This window comes from Winogradskyella ouciana (assembly GCF_009709615.1).
In the GTDB taxonomy this organism is placed as follows: domain Bacteria; phylum Bacteroidota; class Bacteroidia; order Flavobacteriales; family Flavobacteriaceae; genus Winogradskyella; species Winogradskyella ouciana.
Window position 1 is genome coordinate 581,066 of record NZ_WJYA01000004.1, and the last position, 18,976, is coordinate 600,041.

General features: G+C 35.7%; 20 protein-coding genes. 11 read left to right on the forward strand and 9 right to left on the reverse strand.

From position 1 onward, the window contains the following. The first annotated feature begins 7 nt into the window (after positions 1-7). On the forward strand, positions 8-1,015 hold the full coding sequence (locus F1003_RS06515; protein ID WP_155088399.1) for a DUF6695 family protein: 1,008 nt from the start codon (positions 8-10) through the stop codon (positions 1,013-1,015). Positions 1,016-1,111: 96 nt separating this feature from the next. Here the strand turns inward: F1003_RS06515 and apaG are convergent, their stop codons facing one another. From apaG to F1003_RS06530, 3 genes are all read right to left on the reverse strand, one after another. Next, complete coding sequence (gene apaG, locus F1003_RS06520; protein WP_155088400.1) at positions 1,112-1,498, reverse strand: Co2+/Mg2+ efflux facilitator ApaG/CorD; 387 nt, start codon at positions 1,496-1,498, stop codon at positions 1,112-1,114. A gap of 62 nt (positions 1,499-1,560) precedes the next feature. Then, the gene (locus tag F1003_RS06525) at positions 1,561-2,937 is read right to left on the reverse strand and encodes a pyridoxal phosphate-dependent decarboxylase family protein (protein WP_155088401.1); all 1,377 of its coding nucleotides are present in this window, start codon (positions 2,935-2,937) and stop codon (positions 1,561-1,563) included. A 69-nt stretch (positions 2,938-3,006) separates the two neighbouring features. Beyond that, complete coding sequence (locus F1003_RS06530) at positions 3,007-4,257, reverse strand: type IX secretion system plug protein (RefSeq protein ID WP_155088402.1); 1,251 nt, start codon at positions 4,255-4,257, stop codon at positions 3,007-3,009. Positions 4,258-4,424: 167 nt separating this feature from the next. Here F1003_RS06530 and F1003_RS06535 point away from each other — a divergent pair, with 167 nt between their 5' ends. The 6 genes from F1003_RS06535 (at position 4,425) to nqrF (ending at position 10,573) form a co-directional block, all read left to right on the forward strand. Further along, positions 4,425-5,774, forward strand: a complete 1,350-nt coding sequence (locus F1003_RS06535; RefSeq protein ID WP_155088403.1) for a Na(+)-translocating NADH-quinone reductase subunit A — start codon at positions 4,425-4,427, stop codon at positions 5,772-5,774. Next, a complete protein-coding gene (locus F1003_RS06540; protein WP_155088404.1) occupies positions 5,774-7,000 on the forward strand; it encodes an NADH:ubiquinone reductase (Na(+)-transporting) subunit B in 1,227 nt (408 codons plus the stop codon). The genes F1003_RS06535 and F1003_RS06540 overlap by 1 nt, the downstream gene beginning before the upstream one ends. A gap of 2 nt (positions 7,001-7,002) precedes the next feature. Beyond that, positions 7,003-7,794 (forward strand): Na(+)-translocating NADH-quinone reductase subunit C, encoded by a 792-nt coding sequence (locus tag F1003_RS06545; RefSeq protein ID WP_155088405.1) that lies wholly within the window; start codon positions 7,003-7,005, stop codon positions 7,792-7,794. A gap of 2 nt (positions 7,795-7,796) precedes the next feature. Next, positions 7,797-8,429: an NADH:ubiquinone reductase (Na(+)-transporting) subunit D gene (locus tag F1003_RS06550; protein ID WP_155088406.1), complete on the forward strand. Its 633-nt coding sequence runs from the start codon at positions 7,797-7,799 to the stop codon at positions 8,427-8,429. Positions 8,430-8,512: 83 nt separating this feature from the next. Then, a complete protein-coding gene (gene nqrE, locus F1003_RS06555; protein ID WP_155088407.1) occupies positions 8,513-9,250 on the forward strand; it encodes an NADH:ubiquinone reductase (Na(+)-transporting) subunit E in 738 nt (245 codons plus the stop codon). A 12-nt stretch (positions 9,251-9,262) separates the two neighbouring features. Then, a complete protein-coding gene (gene nqrF / locus F1003_RS06560; protein ID WP_155088408.1) occupies positions 9,263-10,573 on the forward strand; it encodes an NADH:ubiquinone reductase (Na(+)-transporting) subunit F in 1,311 nt (436 codons plus the stop codon). An 88-nt stretch (positions 10,574-10,661) separates the two neighbouring features. Here the strand turns inward: nqrF and F1003_RS06565 are convergent, their stop codons facing one another. Beyond that, a complete protein-coding gene (locus F1003_RS06565) occupies positions 10,662-11,129 on the reverse strand; it encodes a Na(+)-translocating NADH-quinone reductase subunit F (RefSeq protein WP_155088409.1) in 468 nt (155 codons plus the stop codon). Between the two features lie 38 nt (positions 11,130-11,167). Further along, complete coding sequence (locus tag F1003_RS06570) at positions 11,168-11,539, reverse strand: cupin domain-containing protein (RefSeq protein ID WP_202913884.1); 372 nt, start codon at positions 11,537-11,539, stop codon at positions 11,168-11,170. A 69-nt stretch (positions 11,540-11,608) separates the two neighbouring features. Here F1003_RS06570 and F1003_RS06575 point away from each other — a divergent pair, with 69 nt between their 5' ends. From F1003_RS06575 to F1003_RS06585, 3 genes are all read left to right on the forward strand, one after another. Beyond that, positions 11,609-12,475 carry a DUF4846 domain-containing protein gene (locus F1003_RS06575; RefSeq protein ID WP_155088410.1) on the forward strand — a complete coding sequence of 289 codons (867 nt, stop codon included), beginning with the start codon at positions 11,609-11,611 and terminating at the stop codon, positions 12,473-12,475. A gap of 20 nt (positions 12,476-12,495) precedes the next feature. Continuing rightward, the gene (locus F1003_RS06580; RefSeq protein WP_155088411.1) at positions 12,496-12,873 is read left to right on the forward strand and encodes a DUF8840 domain-containing protein; all 378 of its coding nucleotides are present in this window, start codon (positions 12,496-12,498) and stop codon (positions 12,871-12,873) included. Between the two features lie 157 nt (positions 12,874-13,030). After that, the gene (locus F1003_RS06585; protein WP_155088412.1) at positions 13,031-14,017 is read left to right on the forward strand and encodes an FAD:protein FMN transferase; all 987 of its coding nucleotides are present in this window, start codon (positions 13,031-13,033) and stop codon (positions 14,015-14,017) included. A 3-nt stretch (positions 14,018-14,020) separates the two neighbouring features. On the opposite strand, the gene F1003_RS06590 is transcribed toward F1003_RS06585, so the two are convergent. Both F1003_RS06590 and map read right to left on the reverse strand, forming a co-directional pair. After that, a complete protein-coding gene (locus tag F1003_RS06590) occupies positions 14,021-14,785 on the reverse strand; it encodes a class I SAM-dependent methyltransferase (RefSeq protein WP_155088413.1) in 765 nt (254 codons plus the stop codon). Position 14,786: 1 nt separating this feature from the next. After that, positions 14,787-15,605: a type I methionyl aminopeptidase gene (map, locus tag F1003_RS06595; RefSeq protein WP_155088414.1), complete on the reverse strand. Its 819-nt coding sequence runs from the start codon at positions 15,603-15,605 to the stop codon at positions 14,787-14,789. 123 nt (positions 15,606-15,728) lie between these two features. On the opposite strand from map, the gene F1003_RS06600 reads away from it, so the two are divergent. After that, on the forward strand, positions 15,729-16,997 hold the full coding sequence (locus F1003_RS06600) for an acetyl-CoA hydrolase/transferase family protein (RefSeq protein WP_155088415.1): 1,269 nt from the start codon (positions 15,729-15,731) through the stop codon (positions 16,995-16,997). A 15-nt stretch (positions 16,998-17,012) separates the two neighbouring features. On the opposite strand, the gene F1003_RS06605 is transcribed toward F1003_RS06600, so the two are convergent. Then, positions 17,013-17,411 carry a BT0820 family HAD-type phosphatase gene (locus F1003_RS06605; RefSeq protein ID WP_155088416.1) on the reverse strand — a complete coding sequence of 133 codons (399 nt, stop codon included), beginning with the start codon at positions 17,409-17,411 and terminating at the stop codon, positions 17,013-17,015. Between the two features lie 43 nt (positions 17,412-17,454). Beyond that, entirely contained in the window at positions 17,455-18,972 is a 1,518-nt protein-coding gene (gene gpmI, locus F1003_RS06610; RefSeq protein ID WP_155088417.1) for a 2,3-bisphosphoglycerate-independent phosphoglycerate mutase, read from the reverse strand. Positions 18,973-18,976 lie beyond the last annotated feature (4 nt).

The following is an 18,976-nucleotide window of genomic DNA, read 5'->3' on the forward strand; positions in this document are numbered from 1 at the left end:
GCCCTTTATGCTTAATAATGACGCTTTTATTATTGTACTGGCCTACCCGGAAACCATTGTGCCTCATGCTAAAGAACGGTACTCTAAGTTTTTGCGCTTTGCCTTCATAGGTGGTAAAAAACATGTTAGAGCAGGTCACGCAGCATTGGTTTTAATACATAAAAGCTCAGGTGTTTTAGAGTATTTCGACTTTGGGAGATATATAACTACAGAACCCAACGGAAGGGTGAGAGGAAGAGAGACTGATTTTGAGCTGAATCTCCCAATCGTTGCAAATATTAAGAATGATACCGTACAAAATTTAGATGAAATACTGAAGTTTTTGGCTACGCATCCTAAATTAACCCATGGTGAAGGTACTATGTACGCTTCAGTTTGTAATGCAGTTAATTATAATTTAGCGCGAGACTATATCGATAAGATGCAAAACAAAGGTTTTATAAGATATGGTGCTTTTATTAAAGATGCGACTAACTGCGCACGTTTTGTTACGGACACCTTAATTGAGAGTGTGACAAATGATAGCATTAAGAAAAAACTCATAAAATCTAAGAGCTTTACACCAAGTACTATTGGAAACGTTGTTATTTCGGATACAGAGAATTTTGTTTACTCAGTTTCTGACAATGGTGAAATCAATGAATTTGATTCTACCGTACGTAAGCAAAACCGAAAACTATTTTTGGATGTTCTAAAAGATTACAACCCAAGTTTAGAAGGAAAAATTTTGCCAAAATATAATGATGAAAAAAAAGATCATGCACAATGGTTAGGAGGATTAGGAACAGGTGCTTGGTTTGAACTTTACGACGTTAGAAGTAAATCTGACTATCGCTTTAGACGAATTTCACCTTATGGGAATGTGGATTGCGATGGCATCTATAAAGTGAATGACACAAGTTTTGATATCAGTTCAGAGTATCAATTTTTATATAACTCTAACTGCTTGTTTTTTCATGTTGAGCAGGATTCTAAAACTTATCGTTTTGATTTTATAAAAGACTTCAAAAAATAAAAGATAATTGTCATATCGACTGAGTGAGGCGCGAACAACAATAAATTAAATTGATGATTGTTTAAGAGATTCCTGAATACTTCGGAATGATATAACCTAATTAAGTGCGAAAGGCGCACTTAATTTAAACGTAGGAATGTAAACTTTAAATTTACTGGCCTTTGTAAAGTTAACCATATTGTAATGTCCTTGCATGGCACCAAAAGGTGATGTTAAAAGACACCCGGAATTGTATGTGTGGGATTCTCCTGGTTTTAATACAGGCTTTTTACCAATAACACCTTCGCCTTCAATAATCTCTTCCTTATTGAGCGCGTCTAGTATTTTCCAATGTCTTGAATTGAGCTGTACGGAATCTTTACTTTGGTTTTCAATAGTTACTTTATAACCAAATGCGAAGTGCACTTTATAATTTTTATAAAATGTACCTTCAAAATTGGTTTCGACAGAAATTTTTATGCCGCTTGTAACTTGTTGTACCATGAACTTTAAGAAAAGAGTATGCTAAAATAGCATAATTTTTGAATGATAGCGCAATTTTTACGTTAAGTTGTGACTGATTTTAACATTTTTTCCGAAACAAATGTTTCTAGCGTTTCAAAAAAGTTATAAATATCTTCTTTCTCTAAGAGACTGTTTATAGTTACCATCCTTACAAATTCTGTATTGTTAAAATTTCCGAAGCCCACCATGAGTTCAGAATTTTTATAAAGTGCAGTACAAAGTTCATTGGCTGGGACACCCTTATAATTAAAGCATATGGATATAGAATCATCAAAGCTGTAAAGCGTATAGTCATCGTTATTGTTGATATAATCTCTTGCTATTTGTGCCATTTCAAACTGTTTATCAACAATTTTTTCTAAACCTTTTGTTCCAACGGATTTCCATAGCGTCCAGATTTTTAAAGCATCATTGCGCCGTCCACATTGTAAAGATGTTTTACCAAGATTAAAATCGTCACTATCAGTTTGGTACAGATAATCAGCTTCGTTAGAAAACGAATGGTGCAATTGCGCTTTGTGTTGGGTTATAATTATTGAACACGTCAAAGGTGTGCCCAACATTTTATGTGCATTTACACTAAATGAATCTGAAAGCTCTAGGCCTTTTATAAGGTGTTTGTGCTTTTTGCTAAAAATCACTCCTCCGCAATAGGCTCCATCAACATGTAACCATAGCTTATGTTTTTTACAAACTTTACTAATAGCTATGATGTCGTCAAATGCTCCTAAAACAGTTGTGCCAGCAGTAGCATTGACAAAGAAAGGTTGGTAACCATCGGCTATATCTTTCAAAATAAGTTCTTCTAAATGCTCAGAAAGCATTTCGCCTTTTTCATTAGTGTTTACCTGTCTAACCTGATTTCTTCCGATACCTGTTAAAGCTGCATTTTTAGATATAGAATAATGTGAAGCCGCTGAGGTATATAATGTCATTTTAGATGAAAGCCCTTCCGCTCTAATCGCTTCATTTTTGGCATCTCTTGCCATAATCAATGCCATCATATTGCTCATGGACCCACCTGGTGCAAATGTACCGTCGCTGCTATCATTATATCCAGCGAGTTTAGCTACTTCTTTTAGAACTTGTTTTTCTATACCAACTTGAGGACCAGCAACCTTATAGGTGTACATACTATTGTTAAGTATTACAGCGAGTAAATCTCCCAAAGTAGCCTTGTCAATTCTGCCACCGAATAATTGATTGAAAAAAGATTTTGAAGCTGTTTTTGGGGTGCTTTTAATAATTTCTTTCAGCGTTTCTTTTAAATCATTATCAATTATACCTTCTGTGTTTAATGATAAATCTAATTCTTGATATAATTCTGAAGTGGGTATGGGTTCAGCAACTGGCTTATTAATTTCTAATTTAAAAAGCTCATCGCACAGTTCTGAAAATAAGGCAACATCGTTTTGCATTCTAAAAAATCAATTTTGATGTGAAGATAAAAAGAAATTTAGTCTATAAAGAGAAAACTCCTTACAGTCTTAATTAGAAATATTAACGGAAGTGGCTTCACCATAACCGATTAGCTTATCAAAACGTGCTCCCAAATCCCTGTAATAAACCAAGACTTTGTAATTGTTTTCGGTTTGCCAATAATTGCCACTGATGGCTCCTTCATCAAGTTCACCTGTATCTATATCTACAACTACATATTTATAGTTGTAGAAACCTTGTTTAAAGCGAAAACTTACTTCGTATTTACCGCTTTCTGGATTAAATTCCATTTTGGTCAACGGTTCAATAGCGAAAGCATTAAAATTGCCATACACATGTATGTCCTTATCCTTTAATTCTTCATTTAATAAGGAAAAATGAACCATGGTATAATCGGCTTCAATATCAGTGTTTAAGCGTTCGGCTGCAGTAACTTGAAAATTTCCGTTGAGATCGGGATTGTATGTGTAAGGTCGCCCTGCTCTAGCTATATTCGGATAAAGATAACTCTGATAAATGTCTTTTAAATCAATAAACTGAACACCAACATTAGAAGTTCTAACATCTTTGTTTTCAAACCATAAATACTCATTGCCTCCCCAAAATGCGGATTCAGTATCATACTTATAAATAAGTTCATTGCCTAGAGTGTACTGAGGTTTTAAATCAGAAATAGAGGTATTCAAATTATTATTCTGAATAATAAGTGTTTTAATCGTTTCAAGAGGGTTGTTAAAATTAATACTGTTGGTGGCAACGACAAGATCCACGGATTGTTTTTCGTCAATTACAGTCACATCCCTAGATCGCTTGACGCTTACACCGACATTTACCAAATCTTCATAGATCATAAATTTTCTACTGAACATTAACTCATCATATTCATCATATATGGAAATCATATAATTGCCACTTTTCAATAAGCCACGCGTTTGTATGTTTGGAATTTGCAATTTATAATGCGAATAAACTTGGTAGGTGTTAAATGAATTATAGTATTCCATAATCCGTTGGTTGTCCAAACCTCTTAGGTACTCGGCTTTAGCTAAAACAGAAGGTGTCCAATCAAAATTAAAATGCTCAATAACATAATAGAAATCCTCCTCATTTGCGTTTAACGCATCAAACTCCAAAACCAAAGGTTCGCCTAATTTTAGAATGGGCAACTGGCCTTGGGTAGTGTTGCTTTTAAATTTTATGGTTTTTATAAAATCGGGTGGGCTAACTTCTACAGCTTGAGAAAGTAATAGTGTTGGAGACAACAAAAGCAATAAAATGCTATAAAGATTCTTTGTCATTATTCGTTTGTAATACATGAGGCATAAAGATAATCAAATTCTGTGCCTTTGTAGTAGTACCTTATTTAAAATGATTATAAATAAAAATGTTGACTTTAAATTGAAAATATATTTACTCATTAATTCGTAAATTTGCACGGATTTTTAGATAACTAATCTTTAAGTATATGTCAAAAGACATCAGAATTAAAAAAGGTTTAGATATAAAGTTGGTCGGCGAAGCCGAGAAGACTACAGAGAACGCTATAATTAGTAATTTCTATTCTATCAGGCCTGAAGATTTCCACAGTATAATTCCAAAACTTGTTGCAAAAGAAGGTACGCGTGTTAAGGCAGGTGAGACATTGTTTTACAATAAGGATAATGAAGAGATGAAGTTTGTCTCGCCAGTATCTGGTGAGGTAACTGAAGTACAACGTGGACCAAGACGTCGTATAGACGCTATAAAAATTACTGCTGATAAAGAACAAACCTACGTAGATCATGGTAAGTTTGATTTATCTTCAGATGCAGACAAAATCAAGGCACATTTATTAGCTTCTGGTTGTTGGGCTTTCATTAAACAACGTCCTTATGATGTTGTGGCAAAGGCTGATAGCGAGCCAAAAGCCATTTTTATTTCGGGCTATGCCAGCGCACCTCTAGCAGCAGACTTAGATTATACATTGGCTGGTAAGGAAGCAGAATTGCAAACAGCGGTCACTGCATTATCTAAATTAACAGAAGGTGGAGTGCATATCTCTATAGGGAGTTCCAACTCTCCTTTGGCTAATTTGGATAACACAATTACCCATAATGTTTCTGGACCACATCCTTCTGGTAACGTAGGGACTTTAATTAATAAAGTAAACCCAATCAATAAGGGTGAAGTTGTTTGGACAGTAAACGCACAAGATCTAGTGATTATCGGTGAGCTTTTGCTCACAGGGAAATTCAATGCAGAGCGTGTAGTTGCCCTAGCGGGTTCTTCTGTTAAAAAACCAAGATATTTTAGAACTAAGATAGGTTCTGAAGTGGCAACCATGGTTTACGATAATGGTGTTGATAAAGACGGTAATGACAGAATTATCTCTGGTAATGTTTTATCAGGGAAGAAGGTGGCACCAGATGGTAGCTTAGATTATTACAGTAATGTTATAACTGTAATTCCTGAAGGTGACGATTATGAGTTTTTTGGATGGAATAAGCCTGTTTTTGATAAAGTGTCTACTTCAAGAGCTCTAACATTCTCGTGGTTAAATCCGAAGAAAAAATATGACTTAGATACTAACACTAATGGCGAACATCGTGCCTTTGTTGTAACTGGTAGTTATGAAGAAGTTTTTCCATTGGATATCTATCCGATGCAAATTTTAAAAGCTTGTATGTACCAAGATCTAGATGAAATGGAGGCTTTAGGAATGTATGAGGTTGCACCAGAAGATTTCGCTTTAACAGAATTTATATGTGTATCTAAACAACCACATCAGAAAATAATAAGAGAAGGTTTAGACTTAATGCTTAAAGAGATAGGATAATGGGTTTAAAAAATAAATTACATAATTTTAAAGAAAAAAATAAAGATAAGAAGTGGCTGCCAGGTTTTAACGCCCTCTTTACTTTTTTATATACTCCAAACGAGACCACTCATGGTGGAACACACATAAAAGCTGCAGATGACCTAAAGCGTACAATGAATACCGTCATACTTGCATTGGTGCCATGTTTAATTTTTGGAATGTTTAACGCTGGTTATCAGCATTACTTGGCTTTAGGTGAAATAGAATCTGCAAATGGTTTTTTGGGTGCATCTTTTTGGACCTTAGATAATCTTTGGATTGGTGCTTTAACAGTGTTGCCTCTAGTAGCAGTATCTTATGGAGTTGGTCTTGCAGTAGAATTTATCTTTGCTGTAATAAAAGGCCATGAAGTTGAAGAAGGCTATTTGGTAACAGGTATGTTAGTGCCATTAATTGTACCGGTTGATATTCCACTTTGGATGCTTGCAGTCGCTGTTATTTTTGGTGTTGTTATCGGAAAGGAAGTATTTGGTGGTACTGGGATGAATATTCTTAATCCAGCATTAACCATTAGAGCATTTTTGTTCTTTGCTTATCCAACTTGGATGTCTGGAGATAAAGTATGGGTACACGGTGCAGTAGAAAGAGATCAAGCAATTGCAGCAGGTCAAAATTTAGATGCTATTTCTGGTGAAACATTGTTAGGTGCTTATGCTCAAAATAGCTCTTTAGCAGGTATTGATTATTGGGATATGTTTTGGGGAATTATTCCAGGATCGGTCGGTGAAACTTCCAAGTTCTTAATAATAATCGGAGCCTTATTCTTAATTTTTACTAAAATAGGAAGCTGGAGAATTATGTTAAGTACGGTTATAGGTGCTTTGGTAATGGGATTGATATTCAATGGTGTTGTAGACGCAGGTTGGATTGGAGATACAAGTAAGTTTTACGGATTAATGAGTGTTCCTTTTTGGCAGCACTTAATAATTGGAAGTATCTTATTTGGTGCAGTTTATATGGCAACAGATCCTGTAACAGCTGCGCAAACCAATAAGGGAAAATGGATTTATGGATTCTTAATTGGTTTTATATCAATAATGATACGTGTATTTAACCCAGCATATCCAGAGGGAGTATTTTTAGCGATCTTATTAATGAACGTTTTTGCACCAACAATCGATCATTATGTAGTTCAGGCTAATGTTAAGAAAAGAATGAAACGTATAAAAGTTAAAACAGCATAACTATGGCAGTTAATACAGATAAAAATTCATATACGGTCATATTTGCCGTTGGTATGGTAATCGTTGTTGGCGTTATCTTGGCTGGTTTATTCAGCTATACAAAACCCATGATTACTCAGAATGAAGAGATAGAGAAACAACAGAACATTCTCTATGCAATGGGAGTTAATGAAAATGATGAGTCAAGTGCAGTATTTGTATCACCAGATGTGGCGCCAGACGAGTTTGAAAAGTTTGTAAAAGAACAAATTGTAATTACCGTTGATGCTTCAGGCAAGGTGGTAAAGACGCAAACTCGAGAAGAGTTTATGGCAGAAAACAATAAGGAGCCATACCTTATCGATATTAAAAAGCAAAAGTCCAATGCTAAGTCTGGTGAGAACAGACAACTACCATTGTTCGTGGGTGAGCGTGAAGGAAAAACATATTACGTAGCACCTATTTATGGTAAAGGACTTTGGGATGCGATTTGGGGCTATATTGCCCTAGATGAAAACATGGTGGTACAAGGAGCTTATTTTGACCACAAGGGTGAAACTCCTGGGCTTGGTGCCAATATTAAACAACGCTACTTTATGGATGATTTCTATGGTGAACACCTGTTGTCAGAAGCTGGTGTATTTAAAGGTATTACCGTAGCTAAAGGAAATGCAGACCCTAAAAATGAAGATAAAACAGATAATGAGGTAGATGCTATTGCAGGTGCAACGATTACTGGTGATGGTGTTACAGCAATGATCAAGCAAGATTTAAAGCTGTACAAACCTTATTTTGATACTTTAAAAACTAATTAATCATGGCAAAAGACAGTAGATTAATATTAGATCCGTTAACGGATAATAACCCAATAACCATTCAAGTACTTGGTATATGTTCTGCATTGGCGATTACTGCAGAACTGGAAGCCTCTATCGTAATGTCAATTTCGGTATTATTTGTATTGGGTGTTGGTAATGTGGTTGTGTCCTTAATGCGAAATATCATTCCTTCAAAAATTAGAATTATCGTTCAACTTATCGTTGTAGCAACATTGGTAATTATAGTAGACTTGGTGTTAAAAGCCTTTGCTTACGAATTGAGTAAAACACTTTCGGTCTTTGTCGGGTTAATTATTACTAACTGTATTATTATGGGTCGTTTTGAAGCGTTTGCTTTGGGTAACGGACCATGGAAGTCATTCCTAGACGGAATAGGTAACGCTTTAGGATACGGAGTTATTCTTATCATAGTGGGATTCTTTAGAGAGCTCTTAGGATCTGGAACTTTGTTAGGCTTTCCTGTATTAGGTGACCCAATTGAGAAAACTGGACTTTACGCAATAGGATATGAGAATAACGGTTTTATGCTGTTATCTCCAATGGCACTTATTGTAGTAGGAATAATTATTTGGATTCAACGTACTAAAAATAAGGCGTTAATAGAAGACTAAAAATAGTAGACAGTAAAACAGTGCTCAGTTAGCAGTCAATGCTTAAACTGAAGACTGCAAACTGCAACTGAAGACTTAAAAAAATGGAACACGTAGAATTATTTTTTAAATCGATATTTATAGATAATATGGTATTTGCCACATTCTTAGGGATGTGTTCTTACCTTGCTGTATCTAAAAAAGTATCAACCGCTGTTGGTCTTGGTGCTGCTGTAATTTTCGTATTGGCAATTACCGTACCGTTGAACTGGCTGTTAGATCAATATATATTACAACCAGGTGCTTTAGCATGGTTAGGAGATGAATATGCGAGCTATGACTTAAGCTTTTTATCATTCATTATGTTTATTGCAACCATTGCAACAATGGTACAGTTAGTAGAAATCGTAGTAGAGAAATTCTCTCCTTCGCTTTATAACTCTTTAGGTATCTTTTTACCGTTAATTGCAGTAAACTGTGCCATCTTGGGTGGTTCGTTATTTATGCAATCTAGAGAGATAGCATCTTTAGGGTTGGCTTTTAACTACGGTATTTCTTCGGGTATAGGATGGTTCTTGGCGATTTTATCAATTGCTGCTATTCGTGAGAAAATTAGATATAGTAATGTACCTCCTGCATTAAGAGGATTAGGTATTACATTTATCATTACAGGCTTAATGGCCATAGGTTTTATGAGTTTTGGAGGTATGTTGACTGGAGGTGATGAAGAAGCAACTCCAGAAGTGGAATCTGCTGTTATTGAAACGATAAAAGAAGATATTGAAAAAGAAGAAGCTAAACTTGAGTCTGACTTAGAAGTAGCTGAAAACACAAACAAGTAATAGGATAAGACAATGATATTAGCCGCAAGTACAATCGGAACAATAGTCGCAACTGTAACTGCCTTTTTAGTGGTGACCTTACTCTTAGTTGCTCTGTTATTATTTGTAAAACAAAAGTTATCGCCATCGGGTCCTGTAAAGATTTTGATTAATGGCGAGCGCGAAATAGAAGTAGCTTCTGGAAGTACACTTTTAAGCACTTTAGGGAGCAATAAAGTATTCTTACCATCTGCTTGTGGTGGAGGTGGAACTTGTATTCAGTGCGAATGCCATGTTCTTGAAGGTGGAGGTGAAGCCTTACCAACAGAAACTCCACACTTCTCCAGAAAAGAGTTGAAAGAAGGGGCCCGTTTAGCTTGCCAGGTAAAAGTGAAACAGGATATGGAGATTACCATTCCTGAAGAAGTATTTGGTATTAAGAAATGGGAAGCAACTGTTGTAAGAAATTATAACGTGGCGTCATTTATAAAGGAATTTGTTGTTGAGATTCCTGAGGATATGGGTTATAAAGCTGGTGGTTACATTCAGATTGAAATTCCACCTTGTGAAATTAAGTATGAAGATATAGACATTACTGCGCATCCTGAAGAGCATGAAACACCAGATAAGTTTCAGGCAGAGTGGGATAAGTTTGGGCTTTGGCCATTGGTAATGAAAAATACAGAAACAGTTGAAAGGGCATATTCTATGGCTTCTTACCCAGCTGAAGGTCGTGAGATTATGCTTAACGTACGTATTGCGACTCCACCTTGGGATAGAGCTAAAAATGGATGGATGAATGTAAACCCAGGTGTGGCATCATCTTATATCTTTGCTCAAAAACCAGGTGATAAGGTGACTATTTCTGGACCTTACGGTGAATTCTTCATCAACGAGTCAGAAAGTGAGATGCTTTATGTTGGTGGTGGTGCAGGTATGGCGCCAATGCGTTCGCACTTATATCACTTATTTAAAACCTTAAAAACAGGACGTAAAGTTACTTATTGGTACGGAGGACGATCTAAGCGTGAGTTGTTCTACATCGATCACTTTAGAGAATTAGAAAAGGACTTTCCTAACTTTAAATTCTATATGGCGCTTTCGGAGCCATTAGAAGAAGATAACTGGAAAGTAAAGAAAGATATTAATGACGAAGAAGGAGATGGTTTTGTCGGTTTCATTCACAATTGTGTGATAGATAATTATCTAAATCATCATGAAGCACCAGAAGATATTGAACTATACTTCTGTGGACCTCCATTGATGAACCAGGCGGTTCAAAAAATGGGTGAAGACTTCGGAATTCCTGATGAACATATTAGATTCGATGACTTTGGTGGCTAGTCTCTAAGCGACATTTGGCAAATTTATACAAAGTCGAATTCAAAACTGTATTACAAACCAGTACTCATCAAAGTGCTGGTTTTGTTATTTAGAATTCACAATTTTCTAAAACCGGAGAGGTTACATTTCTTGGCTTGGCAACATGATGACCAAACAATTTAGAGCAATCCATCACATTGTCAATATGATCTAGTTGGCATAAGGTTGCAACCACTTCACATAACCCATTAAACAATATAGTTTTATCAATGCAATCTGGTTTATGGCAAAAATGTTTTCCTAGGCGATAACCACAACCTTTTAAAAAAGACGCTTCAATTTTAAGAAGTTCTAAAGGTGAATAGCCATTGAATCTTCGACCTAAATTCTGGTGGACAAGACCAACATAGTTTAATTGAACCGAGCCATGGATATCTGTCATGTGTCTCCAGCTATCTTTGTTATCTAAAATAGTTCCGATAGCACATCGATTGCAATCTTCAGGGTTTAAGGTTTCATTTTGAAAAGCGGTGTAAAGCTTAGCAATGGCATTTTCAAATCGAATTGAAGTTTTCATAGTGTCTTCTTTTTCAATCTAAAAGATACAAAAAAAACTTATTTATACTCCATGATGAGGAATACTGCAGTGGTTTTTCCAATGTTTAAAACTTCATGTTGAGTGATGGAATCATTTTTAAAGTTATAACCCGTGGGCACATCAACTTCTCGCGTACCAGTAGTATCTGTAATTCTAAATTTTCCACCAGCAAGGGTATATCCAAAATGTGGATTGTGGTAATGTTTTTCATGCCCAACATTTGGAGGAAACGTACATTTTAAAACACGTAGTTCTTTGTTTTCCTCCAATACTTCACAAACTGCTTGTCCATTCCAACCAGCTTCAAGAAGGTCTGGTAAATTGGTCTTGTTTTCGCAGTGGAAAGTGAATAGCAAAATAGAAACAAATAATAAAAATTTCAATCTCATAGTAATGCTAAAGTTACATAAATTCATAATCTGTATAACAAAATCTAATTTTTATTCGTTTCAATAGACATGAAGAAAGTGTTACTTCTATTATCGTTATTGATTGCAGCACTAGTTCTGGCCTTTCAATTAAAGCCTATTGAAAACGTTGTTGACACTGTTGCTGCCATTGTAGAAACGCCAAGTTTAATCAATAAGGATAGCCTAACGATTAAATCAAGAGTCAATATCCCAGAAGGTTATAAACGTGTAGCATATCCCAAGGGAAGCTTTGAAGATTACTTGAGACATTATAAACTCAAGCCGTTTGGAAGTAAGATTATCAATTACGATGATTCCGAATATTTTTGGCAAGGAGGTCATGTTGGAGTATTGGAGGTTCCTGTACCCAAAAACGGAATACAGCAATGTGCTGATGCTTTAATTAGGATACGAAGTGAATATCTATGGGAGAAAGACAGAAAGGACGAGATAGGCTTTAATTTTACCTCAGGACATTATTGCTCCTTGCAAAAATATGCAGAAGGGTATCGTCCAAAGATAAATGGCAGTAAAGTTTCATTTCATAAAACCGCTAATGCAGATCATTCTAAAGACAATTTTTATAAGTACTTAAACTTAATCTATATGTATTCTGGTACATTATCACTTTTCAATGAATTGGAATCTGTTAAGGCGAAGGATTTAAAAATAGGAGATATGCTAATTAAAGGTGGAAGCCCTGGGCATATCGTAATACTTTGTGACGAGGTGGTTAACGACAATGGCGAAAAGTTGTTTTTACTGTTTCAAGGAAATACACCTGCGCAAAGCGTACATTTGGTTAAGAATCTAGAAGATGCTTCCATATCTCCATGGTATCAATTAGAAGATGATGCTGTGGTACCTGTTTCAAACTACGCGTTCAATAGTGCAAAATTTGTACGATTTAAATAGCTTCTTTGTATTTTTGCACCATGAGCAAGCCTCTTACACCTCAAGAAATACATAACCTCGCCATGAACCACGTAGGTAAGGATTTAGAATCCCGTGGTTTTGAGTTTGTTGCTATTAACAGTAAGCTAAAACGCCATCCGCAATTTGTGTGTATCGATAAGAATAGTCAATACTATTTTGTTGTGGTTAGAGCGGTCATTTTGCCAGAAAACCCAAATAACTATGATGTGGTTTGGATGGAAACCTTTAAAAAACACGCTTACGAAAAAGATGCCAAAGTTTTATATGCTGGTGTTGGTTTAGGCAATCCCAAAGGTGAAGATTTACCCATTTATTTAAATGAAGAATATTTAATTGAGTACAATGGCATACAAGTCATTGAAATGAATTTGAATTAATATCAATGTCAGACTGAGCGCCTGTCTGCCGAACAGGCAGGCAGGCGAAGTCAAAATTTACCGTATTAAAGCCCATAATGGGCATTTGGCAGACAGTGGGCAATGCCAACCGACATAATAAACAATAGAAAAGTGGTTGTTACAAAAATTTAAATAGATGAAAAAAAATGTGTTTTTAATTCTGATGGCTTTGTTAAGTCTTTCTTGCAAACAAGAACAAAAACCAGAACTGATAAAACTGTCAGGCCCAGTCTTTGGAACCACTTTTAACATACAATATCATAATGAGGCTGATATTGATTATATGCAAGACATCGATAGTCTTTTCAATGCGGTGAATCAATCGCTTTCAACCTATATTCCAGATTCTGATATTTCTAGGTTAAACCGAAATGAACTTGTTGAAGTAGATCAACATTTTATTAAAGTTTTAAAATCCTCTAAAACGATTTACCGAGAAACGGAAGGTGTCTTTGATCCAACTATAGGGAATGTAGTCAACGCATGGAATTTTGGTGCTGAAACCAATAAATTTTTAACAGATAGCACAACTATTGATAGTTTAATGCAATTTGTCGGCTTCAATAAAGTATCATTAACTAATGATGCCATCAATAAACCAAACTCTACTTATTTGGAATTTAATGCCATAGCTAAAGGTTATGGAGTAGATGTTGTTGCAGAATATTTAGAGGAAAAGCAAGTCGCTAATTATTTGGTTGAAATTGGTGGTGAAATCAGAGTGAAAGGGCGTAATATTGAAAAGAAGTCACCTTGGAGAGTAGGACTGGACGAGCCGCGTTTTGATGGAGAACAATCCGTTTACAAAGCCATAACTTTAAAAGATGAAGCTATGGCAACATCAGGAACGTACCGAAAGTTTAAAATTGACGAAAATGGTAATCGCTATGCACACATCATAAACACCAAAACGGGTTATCCCACAAAAACCAATGTTTTAAGCGTTTCGGTAATAGCACAAGATTGTATGACGGCAGATGCGTATGCGACGGCTTTTCAAGCAATGGGAATTGATAAAGTTACCGAGTTTTTAAAAACACATCCTGAGTTAAAAGCGTTTTTTATTTTTGAAGGGGATAACAAAGAATTACAAACTTTGAGTTTAAATAACTTTCCTGATTAGTTATTACTTATAAACAATAGGGATAATCTCACCTTTTGCTAATCTGTATTTGTCAATTTCATCATCTGAAAGTTGAGAAGTATAATCAACCTCTTCAACCTTAAATCCAACGGACCGAAGTTTGTCAAAATAATCTCTGCCATAGACCCGAACGTGATCGTACTGACCGAAGATTTTAGCGCGCTCAGCTTTATCGGTAATCGAATCATCTTCAAATGTAACTTCTCGAGATAAATCCTGTGGGATTTGAAAAATTCCCCAGCCATTTGGTTTCATAACACGATACAATTCTTGCATAGCTTTAGTGTCATCTGGGATGTGCTCTAATACATGATTACAAAGTATAACATCATAACTGTTGTCATCAAAAGGTAAATCGCAAATATCAGCTTTTACGTCTGCAATCGGAGACAATAAATCTGTTGTGGTGTAATCTAGATTGTTTAATTTTTTAAAACGTTTTAAAAAGCATTGCTCTGGCGCGAAATGCAGCACTTTTAAATTATCAGAAAAGAAGTTGGTTTCATTCTTTAGGTATAGCCAAAGCAATCGATGTCTCTCTAACGAAAGGGTAGAAGGAGACAGTATGTTTGGTCTTTGTTTTTCATAACCGTAAGGTAAAAAGGTTCTAAAGCTTTTACCGTTTATAGGATCTGTGTACTTTCTGCCCTTTAAAAAGAATTCTAATAAGGGTTTGATTATGTAGCTTAACCTTATTAGAAGTGGACGAGGGAAAAGGTTTAATAAAAATTTGAAAACTGATTTCATGTTAAAGCACTAAAGCTTTCTGTCTAAATTCATCTTCTTCATTAGAAGTTATGCCCAAAGCTTCATGCACATAAGCAAATGTTGAAAGAATTTCTGGCTGACCGTCTACAATAGCCACATCGTGCTCAAAGTGAACACTTGGTTTTCCGTCTTGGGTAACGATAGTCCAGCCGTCTTTAAGCTGTTTCACTTTATGCGTTCCCATATTTATCATAGGTTCTATAGCAACGACCATCCCTTCTATGAATTTTTTACCTCTACCACGTCTACCGTAGTTTGGCATTTCAGGATCTTCGTGCATCTTACGACCAATACCATGACCGACCAATTCTCTCACTACACCATAACCTTCAGCTTCACAATATTGCTGAATGGCGTAACCCACATCACCAACGCGATTCCCAACTTTTAGTTGTTTTATACCAACATATAAAGACTCTTTGGTTGTTTGGATTAATTTTTTAGTGGCTTCATTGACATTGCCAATTTCAAAGGTGTATGCATGGTCTCCATAAAACCCATTCATTAAAGCTCCACAGTCTATAGAAACAATATCACCATCTTTTAGAGGAACATCTGTTGGTAAACCATGTACCACGGCTTCATTAACACTGCAAAGTAAAGTTGATGGACAATCGTATAATCCCTTAAAACCTGGCAGAGCACCATGATCTCGTATAAATTCTTCGGCAATGGTATCTAAGTGATTAGTGGTAACTCCCTCTTTAACTTCTTTGGCTAACATGCCTAAGGTCTTGGATACAACTAGTGCGCTTTGGCGCATTAATTCAATTTCTTCCTTTGTTTTTACAATAATCATGGTCTCATAAATTAGGGTGCAAAGATAATTAATTATAACTATTAAATAATTTAAGCAAAACATGATAAAAGGCAGTTTTTTTCTGCTTTTTGAGCTATAATTTTGTAATCTAAAATTTAAGAGATGTACAAAACGGTAAGCGCAGAAGAAGCGGTAAAAGTTATTAAATCTAACGATAGAGTTTATATTCAGGCGGCAGCGGCAGCTCCACAACAATTAATCAATGCCATGTCTGCAAGACATGAAGAATTACGAAATGTTGAAATTTGTCAGCTGCATACTGAGGGGAAAGCACCTTATGCAAACCCAGAATTTGCTGAGAGTTTTCATGTTAATTCGTTCTTTATCGGCAAAAATGTAAGACATACGTTAAAAGCGGGTAATGGGTCTTACACCCCAGTTTTTTTAAGTGAAGTTCCGCTTTTATTTAAACAAAATATTATTGATTTAGACGTGGTTTTAATTCATGTTTCTGTTCCAGATCAACATGGTTATTGCTCCTTAGGTGTTTCCGTGGAAGCAACTTTGGCAGCTATTGACAATGTCACCACTGTAGTAGCACAAGTGAATAAAAATATGCCACGTACTCATGGCGCTGGGATCATTCACCATACGGAAATTGATTATTTTGTAGAATGTGATGATGAAATACCTACCATGGGGATGTCTGTGCCGACAGACATTGAAAATAAAATAGGTGACTATGTTGCAAGCTTGATAGAAGATAGAAGTACATTGCAAATGGGAATTGGATCTATACCGAATGCTGTTTTAACGAGATTGACTAATCACAAGGATTTGGGTTTGCACACTGAAATGTTTTCTGATGGTGTCATTGATCTAATTCTGAATGATGTTATAAATGGTAACTACAAGAAAATCAATAGAGGGAGAGCCTTAACAACTTTTTTAATCGGTTCTAAGCGTTTATATGACTATGTGGATGATAATCCATTTGTGGAGATGCGTGCCTCTAATTATACAAATAATACGTCTTATATAAAGCAAAACCCTAAAATGGTGGCGATTAATTCTGCAATAGAAATTGATGTTACGGGTCAGGTTTGTGCAGATTCCATAGGTGCCAGCATGTATTCTGGTGTTGGAGGTCAAATGGATTTTATCCGAGGAGCCTCATTGAGTAAAGGTGGTAAAGCTATTATAGCATTGCCTTCAGTAACCCGAAAGGGAATAAGTAGAATCGTACCTATTTTAAAAAATGGAGCAGGCGTTGTAACGACTAGAGCACATGTTCATTATGTAGTGACAGAATATGGTATAGCTAATTTATATGGAAAAACTATAAAAGAGCGCGTTAAGGCACTTGTAGATATAGCACATCCTGATCATAGGGAAGAGATTGAAAAATCGTATTTTGAAATGATGAAGTAAAAGGATTTAGGCGTTTTAAAACTGCCACCACTTTTTCTTTGGTATTTTTATATCTGGCTTTTCGTTGGTTATCATCTGATAGATTTCTCCCCAACCGAGAATGCCACCAATATTTCTATCATCTATAAAAAGGTCTGCATGAATTTTACGACTTCGGCTGTAATCAAATTTCTCTTCAGGGAAACTGGCATTTACGGCATAAAATTCAATGCCATTTTCTTTACAGAAATCAACAGCTTCTTGCAATTTTGTCCCGCTTCTATAGGTCCAGAGAATAAGCCTATGACCATCTTCTTGCAAGCGTTTTAAGGTTTCGAAAGCAAAAATGCGCGCTTTACCAATTTTTGGATAGGCATCTTCTACAATTGTACCATCAAAATCTACTGCAATAATTAATCTGTCTTGAAAATTCATGCTATCAATTCAATTATTGGGCAAAGGTACAACTTTAAGGAGTTTATACAAGGCTATGTTGTGTCATAGCTTCTGGTTGTGGTATTCCAATTAACTTTAGAATTGTTGGAGCTATATCTCCTAGGATACCATCTTTTATTTCCTTTAAATCTTTATCGATTAAAATAATAGGAACAGGATTCGTTGTATGTGCAGTATGAGGTGTGCCATCAGGATTAATCATGGTTTCGCAATTGCCATGATCGGCAATTAAAATTGTGGTGTAGTCATTTTCTAATGCTGTAGTAACCACATCTTTTACACATACGTCAACAGCTTCACAAGCTTTAATTGCGGCTTCCATTACACCTGTATGGCCAACCATATCTCCGTTAGCGAAGTTTAAGCATACAAAATCAGTATCGCCTTGCTTTAGTTCTGGAATCAGAGCATCGCGTAGCTCAAAAGCACTCATTTCTGGTTTTAAATCGTAAGTGGCAACTTTAGGTGAGTTTCTTAGGATTCTTGTTTCTCCTTTAAAGGGGTCTTCCTGTCCACCAGAAAAGAAAAATGTAACGTGTGGATATTTTTCGGTTTCAGCGATTCTTATCTGTTTTTTATTATGCTTTTCTAAGACTTCTCCAAGTGTGTCTGAAAGGTTGTCTTTATTAAAGACTACATTAATACCTTCAAAATTATCATCGTAATTGGTTAAGGTTACATAATGAAGATTGAGCTTATGCATATTATACTCATGAAAATCCTCCTGAGACAAAGCCTGTGTTAATTGACGACCTCGATCTGTTCTAAAATTGAAAAAAATGACCACATCACCTTCTTCTACTTTAGCTATAGGATTTTTGTTATCATCAGAAATGACTAAAGGTTTAAGAAATTCGTCAGTGATATTTTCTTCATAATTATTTTGAATAGATTTTAATATGTTATCAGTCGATTCTCCTTGGCCGTTAACAATAGCATCATAAGCTAGCTTTACACGTTCCCAACGTTTATCTCTGTCCATAGCATAATAACGACCTGTTACGGTTGCTAGTTTTCCTGTAGTTTTTTTAAGATGTTCTTCTAATTCTAAAATAAAACCATATCCAGATTTTGGGTCAACATCTCTGCCATCCGTAAACGCATGTACAAAAACATCTTCTAAATCATAATCATTGGCAGCATCCAAAAGCCCAAAAAGATGATTGATATGTGAGTGCACTCCACCATCACTAACCAATCCTAAAAAGTGTACTTTCTTATTATTGACTTTAGCATATTGAAAAGCATTCTTTAAAACCTGTTCCTCTTGAAGTGTTTTATCTTTCACGGCCAGATTAATCTTTACCAAATCTTGATAGACGATTCTTCCAGCACCTAAATTCATGTGGCCAACTTCACTGTTTCCCATTTGCCCTTCTGGTAAGCCAACATGCAATCCATCGGTGCGTAAACTAGCACTCGGATATTTTGTATAAAGTGAATCTATAAATGGAGTATTTGCATTGTCTATGGCCGAAACTTTAGGGTCTGGTGATTTCCCCCAACCATCTAAAATCATTAAAATAACCTTCTTGTTCATGGAA

Excerpts from the sequence above, each read along its gene's own strand:
- nqrE (WP_155088407.1), top strand. The coding sequence starts at position 8,513 with ATGGAACACGTAGAATTATTTTTTAAATCGATATTTATAGATAATATG.
- F1003_RS06600 (WP_155088415.1), top strand. The coding sequence starts at position 15,729 with ATGTACAAAACGGTAAGCGCAGAAGAAGCGGTAAAAGTTATTAAATCT.
- apaG (WP_155088400.1), bottom strand. The coding sequence starts at position 1,498 with ATGGTACAACAAGTTACAAGCGGCATAAAAATTTCTGTCGAAACCAAT.
- F1003_RS06530 (WP_155088402.1), bottom strand. The coding sequence starts at position 4,257 with ATGACAAAGAATCTTTATAGCATTTTATTGCTTTTGTTGTCTCCAACA.
- F1003_RS06525 (WP_155088401.1), bottom strand. The coding sequence starts at position 2,937 with ATGCAAAACGATGTTGCCTTATTTTCAGAACTGTGCGATGAGCTTTTT.
- F1003_RS06570 (WP_202913884.1), bottom strand. The coding sequence starts at position 11,539 with ATGAGATTGAAATTTTTATTATTTGTTTCTATTTTGCTATTCACTTTC.
- gpmI (WP_155088417.1), bottom strand. The coding sequence starts at position 18,972 with ATGAACAAGAAGGTTATTTTAATGATTTTAGATGGTTGGGGGAAATCA.
- F1003_RS06535 (WP_155088403.1), top strand. The coding sequence starts at position 4,425 with ATGTCAAAAGACATCAGAATTAAAAAAGGTTTAGATATAAAGTTGGTC.
- F1003_RS06545 (WP_155088405.1), top strand. The coding sequence starts at position 7,003 with ATGGCAGTTAATACAGATAAAAATTCATATACGGTCATATTTGCCGTT.
- F1003_RS06515 (WP_155088399.1), top strand. The coding sequence starts at position 8 with ATGCTTAATAATGACGCTTTTATTATTGTACTGGCCTACCCGGAAACC.
- F1003_RS06590 (WP_155088413.1), bottom strand. The coding sequence starts at position 14,785 with ATGAAATCAGTTTTCAAATTTTTATTAAACCTTTTCCCTCGTCCACTT.
- F1003_RS06550 (WP_155088406.1), top strand. The coding sequence starts at position 7,797 with ATGGCAAAAGACAGTAGATTAATATTAGATCCGTTAACGGATAATAAC.
- nqrF (WP_155088408.1), top strand. The coding sequence starts at position 9,263 with ATGATATTAGCCGCAAGTACAATCGGAACAATAGTCGCAACTGTAACT.
- F1003_RS06580 (WP_155088411.1), top strand. The coding sequence starts at position 12,496 with ATGAGCAAGCCTCTTACACCTCAAGAAATACATAACCTCGCCATGAAC.
- F1003_RS06585 (WP_155088412.1), top strand. The coding sequence starts at position 13,031 with ATGAAAAAAAATGTGTTTTTAATTCTGATGGCTTTGTTAAGTCTTTCT.
- F1003_RS06540 (WP_155088404.1), top strand. The coding sequence starts at position 5,774 with ATGGGTTTAAAAAATAAATTACATAATTTTAAAGAAAAAAATAAAGAT.
- map (WP_155088414.1), bottom strand. The coding sequence starts at position 15,605 with ATGATTATTGTAAAAACAAAGGAAGAAATTGAATTAATGCGCCAAAGC.
- F1003_RS06565 (WP_155088409.1), bottom strand. The coding sequence starts at position 11,129 with ATGAAAACTTCAATTCGATTTGAAAATGCCATTGCTAAGCTTTACACC.
- F1003_RS06605 (WP_155088416.1), bottom strand. The coding sequence starts at position 17,411 with ATGAATTTTCAAGACAGATTAATTATTGCAGTAGATTTTGATGGTACA.
- F1003_RS06575 (WP_155088410.1), top strand. The coding sequence starts at position 11,609 with ATGAAGAAAGTGTTACTTCTATTATCGTTATTGATTGCAGCACTAGTT.